General features: G+C 63.0%; 15 protein-coding genes. 8 read left to right on the forward strand and 7 right to left on the reverse strand.

Annotated elements, in window-relative coordinates; translation table 11 throughout:
• Nucleotides 1-140: 140 nt before the first annotated feature.
• Genes AC0L18_RS13975 through AC0L18_RS13990 form a run of 4 tightly spaced genes read right to left on the reverse strand, consistent with a single transcriptional unit; the run spans nt 141 to nt 4,490 of the window.
• Complete coding sequence (locus AC0L18_RS13975) at nt 141-965, reverse strand: ABC transporter permease (protein WP_473492792.1); 825 nt, start codon at nt 963-965, stop codon at nt 141-143.
• 2 nt (nt 966-967) lie between these two features.
• Complete coding sequence (locus AC0L18_RS13980; protein ID WP_473492794.1) at nt 968-2,248, reverse strand: ABC transporter permease; 1,281 nt, start codon at nt 2,246-2,248, stop codon at nt 968-970.
• 5 nt (nt 2,249-2,253) lie between these two features.
• Entirely contained in the window at nt 2,254-3,303 is a 1,050-nt protein-coding gene (locus AC0L18_RS13985) for an ABC transporter substrate-binding protein (protein ID WP_287223577.1), read from the reverse strand.
• A gap of 5 nt (nt 3,304-3,308) precedes the next feature.
• Complete coding sequence (locus AC0L18_RS13990) at nt 3,309-4,490, reverse strand: ABC transporter ATP-binding protein (RefSeq protein WP_473492956.1); 1,182 nt, start codon at nt 4,488-4,490, stop codon at nt 3,309-3,311.
• 315 nt (nt 4,491-4,805) lie between these two features.
• Here AC0L18_RS13990 and AC0L18_RS13995 point away from each other — a divergent pair, with 315 nt between their 5' ends.
• The 4 genes from AC0L18_RS13995 to AC0L18_RS14010 all read left to right on the forward strand — a co-directional run bounded on the left by AC0L18_RS13995 (nt 4,806) and on the right by AC0L18_RS14010 (nt 9,793).
• A complete protein-coding gene (locus AC0L18_RS13995) occupies nt 4,806-6,194 on the forward strand; it encodes an aminotransferase-like domain-containing protein (RefSeq protein ID WP_287067115.1) in 1,389 nt (462 codons plus the stop codon).
• 42 nt (nt 6,195-6,236) lie between these two features.
• The gene (locus AC0L18_RS14000) at nt 6,237-7,511 is read left to right on the forward strand and encodes an NAD(P)/FAD-dependent oxidoreductase (RefSeq protein ID WP_473492796.1); all 1,275 of its coding nucleotides are present in this window, start codon (nt 6,237-6,239) and stop codon (nt 7,509-7,511) included.
• Nucleotides 7,512-7,777: 266 nt separating this feature from the next.
• Complete coding sequence (locus tag AC0L18_RS14005; protein ID WP_023799140.1) at nt 7,778-7,966, forward strand: hypothetical protein; 189 nt, start codon at nt 7,778-7,780, stop codon at nt 7,964-7,966.
• A gap of 327 nt (nt 7,967-8,293) precedes the next feature.
• Nucleotides 8,294-9,793, forward strand: coding sequence for a thiol-disulfide oxidoreductase (locus tag AC0L18_RS14010; protein ID WP_473492798.1), 1,500 nt, complete (start codon nt 8,294-8,296; stop codon nt 9,791-9,793).
• Nucleotides 9,794-9,981: 188 nt separating this feature from the next.
• On the opposite strand, the gene AC0L18_RS14015 is transcribed toward AC0L18_RS14010, so the two are convergent.
• Both AC0L18_RS14015 and AC0L18_RS14020 read right to left on the reverse strand, forming a co-directional pair.
• Nucleotides 9,982-10,383 carry a DCC1-like thiol-disulfide oxidoreductase family protein gene (locus tag AC0L18_RS14015; protein ID WP_473492800.1) on the reverse strand — a complete coding sequence of 134 codons (402 nt, stop codon included), beginning with the start codon at nt 10,381-10,383 and terminating at the stop codon, nt 9,982-9,984.
• Entirely contained in the window at nt 10,380-10,568 is a 189-nt protein-coding gene (locus tag AC0L18_RS14020; protein WP_091599270.1) for a hypothetical protein, read from the reverse strand. The genes AC0L18_RS14015 and AC0L18_RS14020 overlap by 4 nt, the downstream gene beginning before the upstream one ends.
• Before the next feature lie 354 nt (nt 10,569-10,922).
• Between AC0L18_RS14020 and AC0L18_RS14025 the strand changes: the two genes are divergently transcribed.
• From AC0L18_RS14025 to AC0L18_RS14035, 3 genes are all read left to right on the forward strand, one after another.
• Entirely contained in the window at nt 10,923-11,975 is a 1,053-nt protein-coding gene (locus tag AC0L18_RS14025; protein WP_473492802.1) for an acyltransferase family protein, read from the forward strand.
• Between the two features lie 159 nt (nt 11,976-12,134).
• Nucleotides 12,135-12,941 (forward strand): class I SAM-dependent methyltransferase, encoded by an 807-nt coding sequence (locus tag AC0L18_RS14030; RefSeq protein ID WP_473492804.1) that lies wholly within the window; start codon nt 12,135-12,137, stop codon nt 12,939-12,941.
• A 138-nt stretch (nt 12,942-13,079) separates the two neighbouring features.
• On the forward strand, nt 13,080-13,385 hold the full coding sequence (locus tag AC0L18_RS14035; protein WP_023799134.1) for a hypothetical protein: 306 nt from the start codon (nt 13,080-13,082) through the stop codon (nt 13,383-13,385).
• Nucleotides 13,386-13,454: 69 nt separating this feature from the next.
• On the opposite strand, the gene AC0L18_RS14040 is transcribed toward AC0L18_RS14035, so the two are convergent.
• Nucleotides 13,455-13,793, reverse strand: coding sequence for a hypothetical protein (locus AC0L18_RS14040; RefSeq protein ID WP_128246950.1), 339 nt, complete (start codon nt 13,791-13,793; stop codon nt 13,455-13,457).
• Nucleotides 13,794-14,190: 397 nt separating this feature from the next.
• Here AC0L18_RS14040 and AC0L18_RS14045 point away from each other — a divergent pair, with 397 nt between their 5' ends.
• Nucleotides 14,191-16,146 (forward strand): alpha/beta fold hydrolase, encoded by a 1,956-nt coding sequence (locus AC0L18_RS14045; RefSeq protein ID WP_473492805.1) that lies wholly within the window; start codon nt 14,191-14,193, stop codon nt 16,144-16,146.
• The last annotated feature ends 13 nt before the right edge of the window (nt 16,147-16,159 follow it).

Genomic DNA, 16,159 nt, shown 5'->3' on the forward strand with positions numbered 1-16,159 from the left:
GCCATGGCCGCCCCTCGCCTCAGAGTAAGGGCTGCTCTCTCTCCAGAGCTTTTTGCAGAACCTTCAGGACACTATCCACCGATGGAGAGTGCCTGATGCAGGAAGACCTATAGCGGCTCGGGCCGACCGCCGCGCGAAGGCTAATCAATACGCGGTCGCTGCTTGCCACGGCGGGCCAGAACATTGGCGACGACCAGCAGCACGATCGACAGTGCCATCATCAGCGTCGCGGCGGCGGTGATTGCGGGGGAGAGCTTCTCGCGCAGGCCGATGAACATCTCGAGCGGCATCGTGCGCTGATTGGCGCTGGCCAGAAACTGCGCCACGACGACCTCGTCGAACGAGGTGACGAACGCAAAGGCCGCCCCTGACAGCACGCCGGGCAGGATCAGCGGCAGCATCACCCTGAAGAACGATGTGATGGGTCTTGCGCCGGAGATGGCGGCGGCGCGCATCAGATTGCGGTCGAAGCCGGAGAGGCTCGCCCCCACCGTGACGACGACGAAGGGGCTGGCGAGTGCGGTATGCGCCAGGATGATCCCGGCATAGGTGCTGGCGAGGCCGACGCGCGCATAGAACAGATACGAGCCGACGGCGGTGATCACCACCGGCACGATCAACGGCGACAGCAGCAGCGGCATGACGATGCGGCGGCCGGGAAATTTTTCGTCGGAAAGTGCGATCGCCGTCAACGTGCCGAGTATCGTTGCGATCAGCGTCGTCCCGAACGCAACGATCAGGCTGTTGCCGATGGCTGCCTGCCAGCGCTGGGTTCCGAGCACGACCTCGTACCAGCGCGTCGAAATTCCCTCCAGCGGAAAGATGAAGAAGGCGCCGCTGTTGAACGACAAGGGAACGGGAATGAGGATCGGCACGAGGAGGAACAGGATCACCATGCCGCACCACAGCCAGAGCAGGGTGGTGCGGATTCTTTCGCCGGTCGTTGGATAGGCAGATAGCAACATGGCTATACCAGCTTGAGGCGGTCGAGGCCGAGGATGCGGGCGAAGATGCCGAACAGCGCAAGGGTGAAGACGAGCAGGATGAAGCTGAGCGCCGCCGCCATCTCCCAATTCAGTTCGACATTGACATAGCTGGCGATGAAATTGCTGATCAGCTGGTCGCTGGCGCCGCCGATCAGCGCCGGCGTGATGTAATAGCCGAGGCAAAGGATGAAGGTGAGCAGGCAACCGGCCATGACGCCCGGAAAGACCTGTGGAAGGTAGACGCGGCGAAAGGCGGTGAACGGTTTTGCGCCGAGCGAATAGGCAGCCTTCATCTGCGAGGGCTGGATTGTGCGCATGACGCTGTAGATCGGCAGCAGCGTGAACGGCAGCTGGATGTGGGTCATGGCGATGATCAGGCCGATGCGGCTGTACATCAAATCGAGCCGGTCGTCGGCGACGCCGAGCCACAGCAGCAGATCGTTGACCAGGCCGAATTTCTGCAGCAGCACCGTCCAGGCCGCGGTTCGCACCAGGATCGACGTCCAGAACGGCAGCAGCACCGCGACGATGAGAATGGCGGCGAGGCCCTTGGGCACGCTGGCGATGAGATAGGCGAGGGGGAAGCCCAGGACCAGCGTGGCCAGCGTTACCGCTGCGGCGACCAAAAATGTGCGCATGAACACCTGCACGAAGATCGCCTGTTCGGGTGGCACTCTTTCGATGCCGCCATCGGCATTCCAGCGCAGGTCAAGCGCGCTCAGCAGATAGAACGACGTCACGCTATGGGTGCCGCTCTCGATGACCGGCCATGTGCCCGGCGCCGACCAGAACGGCACCGCTTTCATCACATCCAGCGGCGGCCTGTCGGCAGCCTCGAGTCGACGCACCGTCTTGAGCACCTGGCTGCGCGCACCGGGCAGGCGGGCGTTGAGGCTCTTGGCGAGTTCGTAGGCGGTGCCCTTGGCCTGATTGCTGCGGAGATCGGCGGCAAGGGCCAGGAACGCAGCATCGTCGGGCAGTCCGGTGCCGTTCCAGCCGCGCAATGCCTGGCTGGTCTGCGGCAGTGCGTTGGCAATCGTCGGATCATAGACGGCGCGCGACAGCAACAGGACGATCGGGATGCCGAAGCTCAGAGCCAGCAGCACCAGCAAAGGTGCTGCCAACGTCAGCGATCGCAGGCGGTCGCCGAGATCGGCGCGGCGAAGTGCTGCCGCAACCGACTTTGCTGCGCCGGAATCGGCGGCCGACCAGTCGCGGCTTGCCCGTGGCCGGTCCAGTTTCGTGGGCTCGAGCGCCGACATTTTCCCTACTGCGCGAGCCAGGCGTTGAAGCGCTTGACCAGATCCTCGCCATAGTCGCCCCAGAATTCGGTATCGGCGACCAGGTAAGCGCTCATGTGGTCGGGTGCGTTCGGCAATTTCGGCAGGGCGTCCGGCGCGACGAAGGACGCCGCATCGATGCGCACCGGCCCGTAGGTGATGTAGCTGGCGAGCTTGGCGTTGATTTCCGGCTGGCTGATATAGGCAAGGTATTTGTAGGCCAGATCCGGGTTCTTGGCGCCTTTCGGAATGGCGATCATATCATATTCAAGGATCTGGTTGTTCCAGACGATCTTGAACGGCGCCCCGTCCTTGTCGATGGCGTTCTGGATACGGCCGTTCCAGGCGGTGGTCATCACTACTTCCTTGGATGCGAGGAGCTGCGGCGGCTGTGCGCCGGCATCCCACCAGACGATGTCCTGCTTGATGGTGTCGAGCTTCTTGAAAGCGCGGTTGACGCCTTCGGGGGTTGCCAGCACCTCGTAGACATCGGCCGCCGCGACCCCGTCGGCCATCAGTGCCCATTCGAGGTTCTGTGCCGGAAACTTGCGCATCGCGCGCTTGCCCGGAAACTTCGTCGTGTCGAAGATGTCGAGGACCGAGGTTGGCGCCTCCTTCAGCACGTTGGGGTCATAGGCAAGGACATCGCCATAGGCGTCGAGTCCGACGCCGCAGTCCAGCGCCGAACCTTCGATGAACTTTTCACGGGGGGCGATCCTGGAATAGTCGAGCCGCTCGAGAATGCCGGCGTCGCAACCCTGCAGCACGGTCGCGGTCTCGACCGTCACCAGATCGATCGGCACGTTGCCGGTATCGACCATCGCTTTGACCTTGCCAAGATCGCCAAGATATTCCTGCTCGACGATCTTGATCCCGGTTTCCTTGCTGAACGGCTCGAACCATGCCTTGCGCTGGGCATCCTGCCAGGCGCCGCCGCTGGCCATGATCGAAAGCTCTTCCGCGAAAGCGGCATTTCCCATGGTGATGAATGCTGTGGCTGCCGCGAAGGCGAACAGCCGGGCTTTTGTGATTTTCATTGTTCTTATTCCCCTGTTTTCGAGATGGAACCGCCCGTTCCGGCATCGGCCGGAAAGGCGCGGCAGTCGGTGGACGCGCAGGAAACCGTGACCGGCTCCCCGTTGCCCATGGTCGCTTCGGGGCCGACCTTGACGGTCAGCACCTGGCCGCTGTCCAGCCTGGCCAGAAGACGCTGGTGGTCGCCGAGATAGATGCGGCCTTCGACCGTGGCGGCTAACGCATTTGCACCGTTCGAAGCGGACGCGAGCTTCAACCGTTCCGGGCGGATGGCGACATGGCAGGCCGCGCCTTCGGCGACGCCGATGGCCAGCGCGGCGACCGAACCGCCGCCGTGCAGCGCGACGCGGCACTCCTTGCCGGAGACGCGCTCGACCTTGCCTTCCAGCGTGTTGTTCTCGCCGATGAAGCTGGCGACGAACGAGCTCTCCGGCGTGTTGTAGAGATCGTCAGGCGAACCGAGCTGGGCAATCCCGCCATTGTTGAACACGGCAACGCGGTCCGACATGGTCAGCGCCTCGCTCTGGTCGTGCGTGACATAGACGATGGTGACGCCGAGCATGGTGTGCAGCTGCTTGATCTCGATCTGCATGTGCTCGCGCAGCTTCTTGTCGAGCGCGCCGAGCGGCTCGTCCATCAGCACCAGGCTTGGCTCGAACACCAGCGCGCGGGCGAGCGCGACGCGCTGCTGCTGGCCGCCGGAAAGCTGCGCCGGCCGCCGGTCGCCGAATTGCCGCAGCCGCACCATGTCGAGCGCGCGGCCGACGCGGGATGCCACGTCCGCTCTGGTGGTCCTGCGGACCGAGAGCGGGAAGGCGACGTTCTCCTCGACGCTCATGTGCGGAAACAGCGCGTAGTTCTGGAATACCATGCCGATGTTGCGTTCGTAGGGCGGCAGCCTGTCGACCGACCGGCCTTCAAGCGTGATGACGCCGCTGGTCGGCCGTTCGAAGCCGGCAAGCATGTTGAGCGTCGTCGTCTTGCCCGAACCTGAGGGGCCGAGAAGGGTGAGGAACTCGCCGCGCGCCACGCTGAGGTTCAGCCGTGTCACCGCGAAAGTGCGGCCGTCATAGGATTTCTCGACGTCGACGAACTCGACAAATCCCCGGCCACCGGCATTGGGGCTGCCGGCATTGGCTTCCGGTGCCGGACCGGCGCTGTCGCGTGACAGGCCTGTCGCTTCGGCGATCACGGACGGAAATCCGTTGAGCGCCGGCGATGGCCGCTTGTCGAAACGAGGTGGTGCTTGCCGTCCATGTGCCGGTCTCGCTTGACGCTGGCCGCGCATGGCGGCAAACCAAAACTTGTATGCTCACACAATCAATCGCTAAAGAACCATAGATGCAGACAAGTTTGCCCGTCAAGCAGCTTTCTTCGATATTGTGTGAGATTTTTCGCTCGGATCTCGGATTAAGGCACCGGACAAGCGCTATTGTCCGGAGCATTGTCTTATGCTAGATGCGCCGGTAGCCAGAGTGTCAACACACCGAAACCGCTAATCCGCATGCTTCAGGACCTGCAACTCGCCTCGGAGGAAGGCCCGGTCTACCGGCGCCTTGCCGACGCTATTGCCGAACGGATTACAGCCGGCACGCTTGCCGTTGGAGACAGGCTGCCGCCGCAGCGCGAGATTGCCCGCGCACTGGGCATCAACGTCACCACGGTGACGCGGGCGCTGTCGACGCTGCAGCAGCGCGGCCTGCTCGAAGCGCGGCCTGGACGCGGCACGACGGTGGCTGCCCGCAACGGCGGCGAAGGACCCGGTTTCGTGTCGGCACCAAGCGACGACAGCGGCGTCATCGACCTTTCCGTCAACCGGCCGGCAACCTCGGCCTATCTCGAAGCCCTGGCCCTGCTGCTGCCGCGCCTGGCCAAGGACCGGCACTACGCCACGCTTCAGGACTATCACCCGCCCGAGGGGCCGCTGTGGGCGAGGGCGGCGATTGCCGAGTGGATGCAGCCGGTCGCCGGCGACGGCGATCCCGGCCGGGTGGTGCTGGCGGCGGGCGCCCAGCATGGGCTGGATTGCGTGCTTGGCGCGGTGACCAGGCAGGGCGAGGTCGTGCTCGCCGACGAAGTGACCTATCAGGGCATCAATGCACTATGCCGGGTGCATGGGCTCGATCTCAGAGGCATCGCCATGGACCGTGGCGGCATGCGGGCCGACGCCTTCGAGGCGGCCTGCGCGCAGCTGCGCCCACGCGCGGTCTTCCTGGTGCCGACCCTGCACAACCCGACCACCATCACGCTGGGCGAGGAGCGCCGGCACGAATTGGTGACTGTCGCCCGTCGCCATAACGTCCTCATCATCGAGGATGACGTCTATCGGCCGCTGGCGGACAATCCGCCGCCGTCGCTTGCCAGCCTCGAGCCCGAATTGACGGTTCACATCGGCGCCTTGTCGAAATGCCTTGCCCCGGGACTGCGCCTCGGTTTTGTGATCGCGCCACGCGCCATAGCCGGGCAGGTCGCCGCGGCTTTGCGCATAAACTGCTGGAGCATCAGCCCTCTGACCGCGCTGATCGGCGCACGGCTGATAGAAGAGGGCTCGGCGGCGCGTATCATCGAAGCCCAGAAGCAGGAGCTTCGCCAGCGCCAGGCCATCCTCACCGAAATCCTCGGCCGCTACGATGTCCAGAGCCACGCCACCTCGACCCATGCCTGGCTGCGCCTGCCGGAGCCGTGGCGCGGCGCGGGTTTCGCTCGCACCTGCCTGGAACGTGGCGTTGCCGTTCTTCCCGGCGATGCCTTCGCGGTCGGGCGCGAGCCGGTGCAGCACGGAGTGCGCATCAATGTCGGCGCCGCGCGCTCGCTCGACGATCTGCGCACCGCGCTGAACACCATGGCCGAACTGCTCGCGGCCGGGCATCTGCAACTGCCTGGCTTCGTCTAGACCATGATCCCGAAAAGTGGGGGCCGGTTTTCGGAAAAGATCATGGTCAAACAAGAAGATACGGTCGTGGCAGCAGCGGAAACAGTTGAAATCGCCATTGTCGGCGCTGGCGTTATCGGGCTGGCGACGGCGCTCCGCCTTGCCGCCGAGGGCCGCGAAATCTTGCTTGTCGACCCCAATGAGCCGGGCTCCGGCGCTTCGTTCGGCAATGCCGGAACGATCGCCGAATATGCCTGTATGCCGGTCGGCAATCCGGCCGTTCTGCGCGCGCTGCCAAAACTGCTGCTCGATCCAAACAGCCCTTTTTCGCTGCGCTGGCCGGCTCTGTTCCAGTTGGCGCCGTGGCTGGTCAGTTTTGTCAGAGAGTCGCTTCCGGCGGCCACTCGTGCCAATGCGCTGGCGCTCGCCGGGCTTCTGGCTGAGGCCCTGCCGGCCTGGGAGGAGATGGCAAAAGAGGCCGATATGGCCGATCTGCTGCGCCGCAACGGCTGCCTCTACCTGTATCGTCGCGAGAGCGATTTCGCCAAGGCGGCTGGGGGCAGGGCGCTGCGCGCCGGGTTTGGCGTGCATCAGGAGGTTCTGATGCCGGGAGAGGTGGCCGCGCTGGAGCCGAGCCTGCCATCGGCCGGGGCCCGCGGACTGTATTTTCCGGATTCGATGAACGTCACCGATCCAAAGACGCTGATGCGGCGGCTGCTCGATGCCGGGACCGGCCGCGGCGTGTCGGTGGCGCAGGCTGGTTTAACCGGGCTGCAGGTCGAGGCGGACGGTGTCAGGCTCAGCGGATCCGGTCTTCGCGTCAAGGCGAACACGGTGGTGATCGCCGCGGGCGCGCAATCGCGGGCGTTGGCTATGCAGGTCGGCGACAGCATCCCGCTCGAGACCGAACGCGGTTATCATCTCGAATTCCCGACCGAAGCGCCTTTGCTCAATCGTCCGGTCTGTCCTGTCGATCTCGGCTTCTACATGACGCCGATGACCGGCCGGCTTCGTGTCGCCGGAACCGTCGAGCTCGGCGGGCTTGCAGCACCGGCAAATCCGCGCCGGCTGGCGCTGCTGGATCGCGGTGCCAGGCAGTTCTTCCCCTCACTGGGCCGATCCTCATCCGAATGGCTCGGGTTCCGGCCGTCGCTGCCAGATTCCCGGCCCGTCATCGGTCGGTCATGTGGCAGCCCCAGGGTGTTCCATGCCTTCGGTCATGGTCATCTCGGCCTCACCCTGGCGCCGATCACGGCCCGCCTGGTCGCCGACCTCATTGCCGGACGCGGCGATCCTGACTGCCTCGCGCCCTTTGCGGTGGGCCGCTTCGCTGCTTGACGCCAGGTCGGCTCCGCCGCGGCAGCGTAGCGCGTGAGCATTGGACAGGCAGTTCGGCGACATTCAAGCAGAAACCCGCCCCGGTCTCCGGAGCGGGTCTGTTGCCTGAGGCGGAACTCAACACATGTCCGCAGCCGCAAGGTCACCTCGCGATGCTGAAGATCTGGTTAACCCGCCATATTTGATTCAAATCCAGCTGTGGATGTTCGCCTTTGGGTAAATCGAAATGGGCCATCCTTGTCCAGCGGCGGGCAAAAGGAGAATCCATGACCAGTGACTTTGCCGCAGCCCACCTCCATCTTGAACGAGCCTGTCACTATTTGCGCGGCGATGACGAGACGAGCAGCGCGGCGCGCGCCGCCCTGGACATCCTGATCGATGCAATTGTCGCAGCCCAGTACAAGCGTCCGCCCGCTGACGTGGTGGAATTTCCCAGAACGGCAAAGCAGCGTTAGTCGGCGAAGCGCGGCGCATCCGCAAGATTAATGCGCCGCTTCAAGTTCTTGTTTTCATACATGTCGTTGTCTTGACATGTCGTTGTCCTGATACTGCTGCGCGCCCTCGGGTCAGGCCCGAGGGCATGCCTTGGGCGACATGCAGTCGCGGGCGAAACAAATGGAGCGGGATGGCCAGTTCAAATTAAACGCATCCCGCTTTGGGTCCGCCGCACCTCTCCCAATGGCTGATGCTCGGCAGCAGGAGCTACCGACGACGGCGGATTGACTCTTACTCTGCGCTCGTGCTGATGTTGCAGTGCAACATAGGGCAGCGGGGGCTAACTGGTGTTTATTGGGCAGCAGCAGTATTCAAGCGCGACACCGATATGGAACGTTGGTCGCAGCAAGATCACGAAAGTCAGAGGACGGGACGATACATTTGACGGGTTGACCGCATTTGCCCCGTTCTGGGCAATGGCGGCGATCTTCAGTATCGCCGGTGATATCTACTCGATGCTTGGCTACAAGGGGGCGCTGTTTGCCGCTCTGAGCTGGTCGGTCGTCCTGTTCAGCCTGCTACTCCTGCTGTACCCGCGGCGAACCGAGTTCTTGATCGGGCTCGTGATGGTATCGCTTGTGCTGTACGCGCTGCGCATGCCGGTCGCTTCGAACAACAAGACGATCACGGCGGTGATGAACGGGGCTATCCTGCTCAGTGCGGCAGTGCTCTATCTGCGGGCCGCCGGCCGCGGCGCCGCGCTGGCCCGGATGGAGCTTTATCAACAGATCCGGATCGTCGCCCGGGCGCTGCTCGCCATCATGTATTTCTACGGCATCTTCCACAAGATCAACACCGATTTCCTCGATCCTTCCGTGAGTTGCGCGGTGGGCCTCTACGCTCCGCTGGCTCGTCCGTTCGGCCTCGAGGACAATCTGTTTGGCCGGTATCTTGCGATCTTCGCCACCTTCGTCATTGAGGCGATCGCGATCGTGTCTCTCTACTGGAAGCGCTATTTCGCCGTGGGGTTCATCCTCGCACTCGTCTTCCATTACGTGATCCCGATCTCGGCCTATTCCTGGTACATGGACTTTTCCAGCCTGGTGTTCGCGCTGTATGTCCTGAGCATCCCCACGCCCGCCAGCGAGGCGCTCTATCGCACCTCGCTGGAGTTTACCAATCCGCTGCGCGAGACGTTCGGCCGGATCGGGATCTTGCTGCCGGGCGCGGCCGTGATGCTGGTCGCGGTCACTCTCGTCATTGCGCTCACCTATGCTTTTCCCGGGCGCTCCTTCGACATGATGGTCCACTCCGTCTGGATCCTCATTTGGGCGGTAGTGGGCGGCGCGGCGATGGTCGTGCTGTCCCATGTGGCCCTGCAGAACCTGCCTTGCCGAACCGTCTCCTCGCCGCGCCAGCCGCTCTGGGTCTATTTGGTGCCGGGCCTGTTCTTCCTCTCCTGCCTGTCACCCTATGTCGGGCTCAAGACGGAGAGTTCCATCAACATGTTCAGCAATCTGCACACCGAAGCCGGCCAGACCAACCATCTGCTCTTTCCGAAGCCACCATACATGTTCAACTATCAGAACGAGGTGGTGAAGATCGTTGATTCCTCGGAGCCCCATCTCGTCCGGCAGTCGCAGGCGGGCAATTACCACGTCCTCCTCGATGTGAAGAAACAACTGCGCCGGAAGCCCGAGGCTTGGGTGACTTACGTGAAGGATGGCGAGACGATTACCCGCGCCAACGCGTCGACCTTCGCAGGCGAAATGCCCAGCCTCCTCGAACGCAAGTTGCTTGTGTTCAAGCTGGTGGATTTCTCGCGGCCGAAGTCCTGCACCCACTGAGCGCCGCTCTCACGAATGAAATTGGTAGATGTCGAGCCGTCGACTTAAGCCATCCATTTCGTCAGGAAATGTCCAAAGCGCGTCGCGCCTGTAAGATTAACGCGCCGCTTTAAGTTCATGGTCGCTATCGCAAAACCGCTGCGCACCCTCGGGTCAGGGCCCGAGGGCATGCTTTTGGGCAACATGCTTTAGCGCCGTTCGAGGTCGGCAGGGATCAGCGAGCGGCCGCGAAGCCTCAGGGTGGCCCGGCGTCCGAGCTTGAGCGCCGGATAGATCAGCCGCGCGGCCGTCCTGTTTGAGAGAATCCTGCGGTTGAGCCAGCCGAAAAGCGTCGAAGAGGAACTGAGGATCGCCATGAGATTGATGGCTTCCTCGCCGTGGTAGACGCGATCCTCGAAAACGAAGAGCATGCCCTCGTTCAGGTCGAAGCCCTGGCGCTGAAACTCGACAACGCGCGGGTCGCCGGAGCGCGCGTCGAGCAACTCGACAGGACCGACCGCGTCGCGCAGCCGGGCAAAGCGGACATAGCTCTGGCAGAAGATGCAGTCGCCGTCATAGACGATAAGCGCCGTCTTGCCGGGGGGCTTCATTGCAGCGTCGGATCCTGACTGTGCCCGATCGGTGCTTCTACGGAGCTATCGATCGCGCAATTGCCGTAGAATGCGCAGCCGGAGACGACGGGCAGATTGCTGAAGGCGTCGAGGATGGCGACGAGCACCAGCCCGACAATGCCGAGCATCAACATTTTCTTGTAGGCGGACAAGTCGCGAAGCATCTTGGTCCTTTGCTGCTTGAATCGGACCCGGTCGATCCGAGGTCAAAGCGCGATCGATTTCAACAGCCGTCTGGTCGCAAGAACGGCAGCCCGTGCCGGCCAAGGTTTCCTATCGCTTGAACTGCCATAGTCGCACCAACCTGTTATTGTGCAACGCAACAATGGGTGAAGATCGGCGGAAAATCAAGCGGAATGCTGAATTTCCCCGACTTTTGCGACATCGCGTCGGCGGCAACCGGCAATGCGGACCTCCGAGCCAATTCGCACTTGCCACACAGTATGATGCAATGCACAATCACCATCGAAACCGAAGGACCGGGCCGGCCGATAAGCCGTATCCAGGAAACGCTGAAGTTGAACCTGCCCATACGTGAGACCTGGCTGGACACCGCCAAGGGCTTGGGAATCACCTTCGTCGTCATGGCCCACGTCCTCGACCACAGCACCTGGCGATGGGCGCACCCGATTTACTTTGCGGCATCGCTGTTCTTCATGCCGTTCTTCTTCATCATTTCAGGCTATCTTTTTGCCGTGATGGAGAGGAAGGCGCTTTTCCGGAAGCGCGTCCAGGGCCTGCTCATTCCCTATGTGATGTTTCTCGGCGCGATCATGGCGAGCGTGCTCGTTGTGGACTTTTTGCGCGGCGACACCCCGGCGCCCTGGCAGATCAGGGAACTCATCACCGACGCGCTGCTGGGCGGACGGCACCTGACGCGCGAACTCGGCGTGTTCTGGTTCGTCACCTGCCTCGTCGCCACGCAACTCGTCTACAACGAGGTCGCGATCAGGACCAGCGGACCGACCGATCCCGGCATGCTGATCTTCGTCGGCGCATCCGTCGGCCTCGCCTATTCAATCCAGGCCTACTGGCAGGAGGTGCGCGCGCCGCTGGCTCTGACGAACGTGCCGCTCGCCATCGGCGCATTCTGGTTCGGACATTTCCTGCGCGAACGCGGCATGAGCGCGCTGTGGTCGGCGGTGTTTGTCGTGGCGGTTGCCGGGGTCGCGCTCGCGGCGGCGCGGACGGGTTCCGACTTTACCTTCAGCATGAAGAACGCCATCTTCGGCCCGCCGCTTCTCGGCCTGCTCGTTGCATTGGCGATCTCGACCTTTATCCTCGGCCTCGTCCGCTTCATGGCGATGCCGAGCTTGCGCATCGCTCCGTTGGCGGAAATCGGCGCAGCCTCCCTGGTGATCATGTTCGTCCATCAGTTCGTTCATTTCACGCTGCGGGACTTCGGAATGTCTTCCGAGTTGGCGCTGATCGCCCTGTCGCTCGGACTTCCCTATCTGCTCTATCGCGGACTGAGATCGTCCCGGATACTGTCTCCCTGGTTCATCGGAAGCGGAGACCTGGCGCTCAGCATCCAACTGATGAGGCGGAGCCTCGCGTTCCGGGCAGGCTGAGCACGAACGCGGATCGTCTGCCTTGCCGGCCCGGGGCGTGCGCGTGTCAGCGTCCGAGTACGATCCCCGGACAGACCTTCCTGGCCCCCTGTTCCCGCGAGAGCGGCGCGCGTATTCTCGCGGTCCGACGGGTCGAAATCATCAGGGGAGGAGATTGCGATGGCTGAGGCAACGCGCCACGACGCCTGGCAGGCCGGGGATAGCTACGACCTCTATATGGGGCGATGGAGCCGTCAGATCGCTCCACCGTTCCTGGATTGGCTCGATCCGGCGGAGGGTCTGGACTGGCTGGAGGTGGGTTGCGGAACCGGGGCGCTGTCGGCAGCCATCCTGGCCCGTTGCAATCCCAGGAGCCTGGTGTCCATAGACCCGTCGGAGGGTTTTCTCGCCAAGGCGCGGGCAAACGTGCCGGACAAGCGTGTCGCGTTTCTCGCAGGCGATGCGCAGACCTTGGCAGTCGAATCGGGCAGCAAGGACATGGTCGTGTCGGCGCTTGTTCTCAACTTCGTTCCCGACAGGCAAAAGGCGCTCGCCGAGATGCGGCGGGTGGCCCGCCCTGGAGCGACGATTGGATTCTATGTGTGGGATTATCCCGGCGGCGGGGTGGAATTCATGCGGGCCTTCTGGACCGCTGCGACGGCGCTTGACCCCGGTGCCATCGACCTTACCGAAGACAGGCGTTTTCCATTTTGCACACAAGATGGATTGACCGATCTCGCGGAGAAGGCAGGCCTGGGCTCCATCGACTCCACCCGGATTGAAATGCCGGCCGTGTTCAAGGACTTTGAGGACTACTGGCGCCCCTTCACCCTGGGTGCGGGACCGGCGCCCGGCTATTGCATGAGCCTCGAACCCGCAGCTCGCCAGAGATTGATGGAGAGCCTCCGCGACAGTCTGCCGCGCGGCGAGGGCGGGTCCATTCCCCTGAAAACGAGAGCCTGGGCAGTCAAGGCGAAGGTGCGCTGATGACCGGCAGCCATGTCGCACCAAACCGGTAGGCGGCCAATCATAGACTGCCGGCGCAAAGTTCGGGTTGACCGGCCTTGTGCGCGAAGCGACTATTCGTCTGGACAGCCGAGATGCAGATTGCGCGAGGAGATTACGATGGACGAGCCCGATCGCTGGCGTCACATGTCGAGCGCGCCAAGGGATGGCAGCCGAATCCTGGTCACAGTTCGGCCGTCTGAGCAGGGGCCAGCGGAAGTCGACCTGGCTTACTGGTCTCGAGCCGACCAGTTCGGCAGCGAAGGCTGGCGCGCTTCCGACTCGTCGCCCGGACGCGTGGTTGAATACGCCGAACCCGAGCTGAAATGCTGGATGCCACTGCCGACAGCCAATCTGAGCAAGGGTTCATTGCCGAGCCCCTGGGACGAAGAAGATGTCCCGCTGCTGGATGGGTCGGGGATATGAGGCTGAGCGCGAAGGGGAGTTTTCACCGTAAAAAGGCCATTGGGATCGAGCCGAAAACCGCTGTCGTGCTCACCGGCGCCAGAACGAGTTGCTTATCTCTGCTTCGATCTGCGCCAGCCTCAAGCCGATATCGTCGGTCAACTTAAGTGCATTTTTCATAGCGATGCGCGGTTTGAATGGATGCAGTCGCCGGAATAAATCACGCCCAAGTCGCGCGATCAGCGCGCATGCGCGGATCGCGGTGGTCCGGAAATCGAACGAGCGGACCGTTGATACCCGGCAGGCCCGCTGCTTCTCGAGATAATGCGTAAGTGCAATATCGTGGCGTAACGGGCCGCCGCGCGGCTGCTCATTTTGACCGGGATCATCATGCCAGATGGGCCATTCGGACGAACTCGGGCGTAGCATAGTGTCCTCCTGAAATAAGGGCTGCTCGTCCGGACACTCTCCACCACGGACGTGAGAGGCGCGTTGGGGCCAGCGTGAAGGATTCGTGAAAACGCCAGGCCGATGAAAATGACGGTTGAATTAGGGACAACTACAGGAAAGGATCGCAACCAAAGTTGCGGCTGTGGCGGATCCGATGGCGCACCCTCATCTCTGTCTGCTAGGCGGTTTCGACTTTGCCGGAGGCGCGGCGGTCCCGGTTTTCAGCCGCAAAGCGCGCGCTATGGTGGCTTATCTCGCCCTGCAATCCGGACACTCGCAGTCACGCGAGAAGCTCGCCGCGCTTTTGTGGGGCGGCAACGGTGAGGCCCAGGCGCGGATGAGCCTTCGACAGGCCCTATCGGCTATCAGGAAAGGGATGGACGGATCCGATGGCCGAACGTTCCTGACCGACGGCGACAGCATTACCCTCAATATCGACGATCTTGATTTCGATGTCATGCGGTTCGAGGCGCTGGCCGGCAGCTCGGCGCCTGAAGAGATCGAACAGGCGCTTGTCGTCTATCGCGGCGACCTGCTCGACGGCTTTGGCCTGAAGGAGGAGCCGTTCGAGGATTGGCTGCGGGTCGAGCGCGAGCGCCTGAGGGCGATCGCCGTCGCGGCAATGGACAAGCTCGTCGTGCAGTACTCTGCGACCAACGATCCTGCCTCATGCGTGCGCGCGGCAACACGCCTGCTCGCCATGGAGCCGCTGAGGGAGGACATCCACCGCGCCCTGATGCGAGCCTATGCGGCCCAGGGCCGGCTCAATCTCGCGCTGCGGCAATATGAAAATTGCCGCGCTGTGCTGCAGCGGGAACTCAATTTGCAGCCAGAGCCGGAAACCCGGCATCTCCATGAAGAGCTGCGGACGCGCCGCATGACGCCGCAAGCCGCCAGCCGGATGGCGGTTCTAGCGGCGCCTCTCCCGACATGCCCGCCGGCGTCAGCTCATGCCGGCGAGCCGATGCGCCCCGCGACCCACTATGTAAAATCGGCCGGGATCAACATCGCCTATCAGGTGACCGGCGACGGGCCGATTGACCTGATCCATGTGCCTGGGTGGGTCTCCAACCTCGACCTTGCCTGGTCGTCGCCACGGTTGGCGCATGTGTTCCAGCGCCTCGGTAGCTTCTGCCGCCTGATCCGCATGGACAAGCGCGGCACGGGGCTGTCCGATCGCAATGTCGGTTTGCCGACGCTGGAAGAGCGGATGGAAGACGTGCGGGCGGTGCTGGATGCAGTCGGTTCGAAGCGCACGGTTCTGTTCGGCAGCTCCGAGGGCGGCCCCATGTGCATGCTGTTCGCGGCGACCTATCCCGAGCGAACAGCAGCCCTTGTGCTCAACGGAGCCTATGCCAGCGGCAGATGGTCGAAGGATTACCCCTGGGCGAAAACAAGCGAGCAGGTGGAAGAAGATCTGGCCGTCGTCGAGAGAGAGTGGGGAGAGCCGGCTGACATGAGCAATGCGGCGCCCAGCCTGATGAATGACAGTTTCGAGAGAGAATGGTTCGCCGCGTATCTGAGGAATTCAGCCTCTCCCGCCGACGCGATCGCGCTCTGGCGATGGGGTACCGAAATCGATGTGCGCGACATTCTGCCTGTCATTCATGTTCCGACGCTGATCGCGCAGGCGGCCGGCGACCGCTGGGTAAAGGCGGAAGAAGGACGCTACCTCGCAGAGCGTATCGAAGGCGCCAGATACATCGAGTTTGCCGGCCGGGATCACGTGATCTGGGGCGAGAATTCGGATCGTATCGTCGACGAGATCCAGGCTTTCGTCACCGGGGCCTTGCCGACAGCACCGAGCGAGCGCGTGCTTGTGACGGTGCTGGCCACGGAAATTATTGGCTCTGGCCCCGCCGGCAGCAGCGACCAAACATGGCCCGATCTGATGCAGCGACATGACGACGAGATTGGCCATGAATTACAGCTCGCGGAAGGCCAGAAGGTCAAGAACAGCGGGAGCGGGCACAGCGGGAACGGGCATAGCGGGAACAGGTTTCTCGCGGTATTTCAGCGGCCGACGCGAGCGGTCCAATGCGCAATCGCGATCCGTCATCGACTGGCGAAATTCGGCCTTCGCATTCGCGCGGCGGTCCATATCGGCGAATGTGAAAGGCGCGGCGACCAATTCGCCGGCAGCGCAATTGAGCTGGCATCGCGCGTGATTGAACAGGCCGCGCCGGGCGAGATCATCGCGTCGCGGACCGTACGCGACCTGATGGTCGGGTCCGGCCTGACGTTTGAAACTCATGGCGCGACGGAATTCGCCCGCCTGCCCAGCAGCGTTGAACTTTTCTCCGCAAGCGGGGGCGAGGAGCGGCCCGCGTAACAGGCGGATGCCG

Source organism: Mesorhizobium sp. WSM4819 (assembly GCF_055811215.1).

Excerpts from the sequence above, each read along its gene's own strand:
- AC0L18_RS13985 (WP_287223577.1), bottom strand. The coding sequence starts at position 3,303 with ATGAAAATCACAAAAGCCCGGCTGTTCGCCTTCGCGGCAGCCACAGCA.
- AC0L18_RS14030 (WP_473492804.1), top strand. The coding sequence starts at position 12,135 with ATGGCTGAGGCAACGCGCCACGACGCCTGGCAGGCCGGGGATAGCTAC.
- AC0L18_RS14045 (WP_473492805.1), top strand. The coding sequence starts at position 14,191 with ATGGACGGATCCGATGGCCGAACGTTCCTGACCGACGGCGACAGCATT.
- AC0L18_RS13980 (WP_473492794.1), bottom strand. The coding sequence starts at position 2,248 with ATGTCGGCGCTCGAGCCCACGAAACTGGACCGGCCACGGGCAAGCCGC.
- AC0L18_RS14000 (WP_473492796.1), top strand. The coding sequence starts at position 6,237 with ATGGTCAAACAAGAAGATACGGTCGTGGCAGCAGCGGAAACAGTTGAA.
- AC0L18_RS13995 (WP_287067115.1), top strand. The coding sequence starts at position 4,806 with ATGCTTCAGGACCTGCAACTCGCCTCGGAGGAAGGCCCGGTCTACCGG.
- AC0L18_RS14015 (WP_473492800.1), bottom strand. The coding sequence starts at position 10,383 with ATGAAGCCCCCCGGCAAGACGGCGCTTATCGTCTATGACGGCGACTGC.
- AC0L18_RS14020 (WP_091599270.1), bottom strand. The coding sequence starts at position 10,568 with ATGCTTCGCGACTTGTCCGCCTACAAGAAAATGTTGATGCTCGGCATT.
- AC0L18_RS14035 (WP_023799134.1), top strand. The coding sequence starts at position 13,080 with ATGGACGAGCCCGATCGCTGGCGTCACATGTCGAGCGCGCCAAGGGAT.
- AC0L18_RS13975 (WP_473492792.1), bottom strand. The coding sequence starts at position 965 with ATGTTGCTATCTGCCTATCCAACGACCGGCGAAAGAATCCGCACCACC.
- AC0L18_RS14040 (WP_128246950.1), bottom strand. The coding sequence starts at position 13,793 with ATGCTACGCCCGAGTTCGTCCGAATGGCCCATCTGGCATGATGATCCC.
- AC0L18_RS14005 (WP_023799140.1), top strand. The coding sequence starts at position 7,778 with ATGACCAGTGACTTTGCCGCAGCCCACCTCCATCTTGAACGAGCCTGT.